The organism is Salinicola sp., assembly GCF_982684285.1.
On sequence record NZ_CEXLVS010000240.1, the window covers coordinates 3,163 to 6,266 of the forward strand.

The window sequence follows — 3,104 nt, forward strand, 5'->3', positions numbered from 1 at the left end:
CGGCAGCGCGTCGAGCGTGGCGAGCGACTCCTGCATCTGCTGGGGAGAGCCCTCGAACAGCCGGCCACAGCCACCGGAAAAGAGCGTGTCGCCAGCGAACAGCAATCCTGGTGTGCCGGGGGCGTGGAAGGCGATATGATCCAGGGTGTGACCGGGAACGGCGTAGACCTCGAAGCGACGACCCAGGACACGACATTCGTCGCCCTCGCCGACGCGGTGGAGGATGCCGGGAATGGCTTCGTTGTCGGGACCGTAGACCTGCGGCGCGTAGCGCTCGGTCAGCGCTTGCAGCCCACCGGTATGATCCTTGTGGTGATGAGTGACGAGGATGGTGTCGAGCGTCAGCTTCTCCTGCTCCAGCCAGGCGATCACGGGATCGGCGTCACCGGGATCGACGACGGCGACACGATCCTGGGTGTCCTGGCGCAACACCCATATATAGTTGTCCTGGAACGCGGGAATCGGCATCACGGTCAACATGTGGCATCCTTCTCCGGCAGGTTGGTCTCGAGATTCAGGTGTCGAGGTTCGAATGCCGTTGTGACCCGCGCGTCGAGCACAGGTTCACGGAGACGACCACCATCCGGTCGTCGAACGTGGCGTCGAACCGTCGTCAAAAAGCGATAACCTTGGGGAGTAAAGTCGTCCGTGTCAATCTCGCCGCCCGTTCAGAGCTTGCCGTCCGCCGTCCGAGAGGGGCGCCGGTTCTGGGAATCGACACCCGGAGTGGCGCTGTGGCGAGCCGAGCGTGCCTGTCTCGGGCCACACTGTGAACAGCATCGGGGCATCGTCAGCCTGCAGATGGGCATGGCGCCGATGATGAGCGACATGTGCCCCATCCGCCATGCGCTGGATTGGGCGCCTTCGCCCGATCTCGCGCGAGACGGGAACAGTCTGATCTGCCTGCCCGATAGCCTGCCGCTGGCCGACGACAGCGTCGATCTGACGCTGTTGCACCATCTGCTGGAGGCGGTGGACCGACCGCACCACGTGCTGCAGGAAGCCGCCCGGGTCACGCGCTCGGATGGCCGCCTGCTGGTGTTCGGCTGGCATCCGTTCGGGCCGGCCGCGGCGCGCCGAGACAAGCGTCCGGCGCCGTGGCGGAAACAGTGGCGAACGCCGGGGCGCCTGCGGGACTGGTTGACGTTTGTCGACTTCGAGATCGAACGGGTAGACTACTGCGGCTTTCGATTGCCGGGTCGGGCGATCGGTAGCGATCGTCTGGAGACGCTCGGCCGCCGCTACAATGTGCCGCTGTCGACGGCCTATCTGCTGGTTGCGCGTCGGCGCAACGTGCCCGTCCAGCCGATCAAGCTGCGCGAGCCGGTGCTCCAGGGTCGCCGGTCGGGCGCATGGCTGGGACTGGCGAAGGAGGCCGGGCCCGATCGGCCGCGCAGCCGCGACGAATCGATCCTCACGCCGGCCAGTGCCAAGTGCCGGACGACCGTCGAACCCGTGGCACAGCCCCCGGGTGGCGGCCAGAACGATCGGCTCCCCGCGTCGAGGCGGGAGCGATCCGAGGCGCATGCCGCCGCTCGCGACGGGTCGCCCCGGACGATCGCCTGAAGCCCACGGCCCGACCGCATCGAAGACCGATAGATTTCAACGACCGCCTGCCACTGAGAGAGTACGTCTTGTCCGCTCCGACCTCCGAATCCTCGCCGATGCCCGCCGTGACGATCTACACCGACGGCGGGTGCCGCGGCAACCCCGGGCCTGGTGGCTGGGGGGCCTTGCTGGTCTCCGGCCGGCACGAGAAGCCGATGAAGGGCGGCGAGGCCGAGACCACCAACAATCGCATGGAACTGATGGCCGCCATTCAGGCGCTGCGCGCGTTGGACCGGCCGTGCCGGGTCTCTCTCTGGACCGATTCCCAATATGTCCGCAAGGGCATCACCGAATGGATCCACGGCTGGCAGAAGCGCGGCTGGGTGACCGCGGCGAAGCAGCCGGTGAAGAATGCGGAACTCTGGCGGGAGTTGCTTGCCGAGACCCGTCGTCACAGTATCGAGTGGCACTGGGTCAAAGGCCACAGCGGGCACGAGGGCAACGAGGCTGCCGACCGCCTGGTCAACGAAGCCATCGATGAAGTGGTTGCCAGGCGCCGCGCCTCCCGATAGCGGTTTACCGTCCCGAAACGACATCATTGCCGCCAGGCAAAAGCGAGGATAACCATGCGCCAGATCGTCATGGACACCGAAACCACCGGTATCGATCCGCGTGAAGGCCATCGCATCATCGAGATCGGTGGTATCGAATTGGTCAACCGCCGTTTCACGGGGCGGACCTATCATCAGTACGTCAATCCGGAGCGGGACATCGAGGCGGAAGCCGTCGAGATCCACGGCATCACCAACGACCGGGTCGCCAACGAGCCGGTCTTCGCCCAGATCGCCGACGAGCTCTGGGAGTTCATGCGGGGCGCACAGCTGGTCATCCATAACGCGCCCTTCGACGTCGGGTTCTTCGATCACGAATTCAGGCTGCTGAAAGCGTTGCGCGGCGAACCCGTGCTGGGGCCGGTAGCGGAGCATTGCAGCGTGCTGGATACGTTGAAGATGGCCCGCGAAATGCACCCAGGGCAGCGCAACAGCCTCGACGCCCTGTGCAAGCGTTACGACATCGACAACGGCCAGCGCGTGCTGCACGGCGCACTGCTGGACTCCGAGATTCTCGCCGATGTCTATCTTGCCATGACCGGTGGCCAGACCGCGCTGTCGCTGGCCGGCAACGACGAGGGCGGCGATCGCGAGGCGGGTGGTGCCAGCGGGCTGCGTCGCATCGACCGCGAAGGCTTGAGGCTGGCGGTGACCAGGCCCAGCGAGGCCGAGTGGCAGGCTCATCATCAACGTCTGGAGCAGATCCGCAAGGCGGCCGGCGAGTGTCGTTGGGACACGCTGGCAGCGCCGGAGAATCAGCACTGATGTTGCAGCGGGAGATACCGCCGATGGACGTGGTCGGCGGCTGGCTGCTGCGGATGAACGGCAGCGGTGTGGCGCCGGCCGAATCGGGCGGCATGCTCGGCTACTGTGAGCGGTGGCCCGAACAGGCGCTGCGCCTGGGGTATTGGGAGGGCGAGCCGGTCGCCGTCGTGGGCGAGGCGG

Annotated in this window: 4 protein-coding genes; 3 read left to right on the top strand and 1 reads right to left on the bottom strand. The window is 66.3% G+C overall.

Going from position 1 to position 3,104, the window contains the following annotated elements:
- Nucleotides 1-480 (bottom strand): hydroxyacylglutathione hydrolase (gloB, locus tag AC3AYF_RS17005; RefSeq protein ID WP_295036273.1); only part of this gene is annotated, 480 nt, incomplete at its 3' end.
- A gap of 168 nt (nucleotides 481-648) precedes the next feature.
- Here gloB and AC3AYF_RS17010 point away from each other — a divergent pair.
- The 3 genes from AC3AYF_RS17010 (at nucleotide 649) to dnaQ (ending at nucleotide 2,924) form a co-directional block, all read left to right on the top strand.
- Nucleotides 649-1,566 carry a class I SAM-dependent methyltransferase gene (locus AC3AYF_RS17010; protein WP_295036274.1) on the top strand — a complete coding sequence of 306 codons (918 nt, stop codon included), beginning with the start codon at nucleotides 649-651 and terminating at the stop codon, nucleotides 1,564-1,566.
- Nucleotides 1,567-1,664: 98 nt separating this feature from the next.
- Complete coding sequence (rnhA, locus tag AC3AYF_RS17015) at nucleotides 1,665-2,120, top strand: ribonuclease HI (protein WP_295036297.1); 456 nt, start codon at nucleotides 1,665-1,667, stop codon at nucleotides 2,118-2,120.
- 54 nt (nucleotides 2,121-2,174) lie between these two features.
- Complete coding sequence (dnaQ, locus tag AC3AYF_RS17020; protein ID WP_295036275.1) at nucleotides 2,175-2,924, top strand: DNA polymerase III subunit epsilon; 750 nt, start codon at nucleotides 2,175-2,177, stop codon at nucleotides 2,922-2,924.
- Nucleotides 2,925-3,104: the final 180 nt, after the last annotated feature.

Coding starts and splice junctions, on each gene's coding strand:
- rnhA (WP_295036297.1), top strand. CDS start 1,665: ATGCCCGCCGTGACGATCTACACCGACGGCGGGTGCCGCGGCAACCCC.
- dnaQ (WP_295036275.1), top strand. CDS start 2,175: ATGCGCCAGATCGTCATGGACACCGAAACCACCGGTATCGATCCGCGT.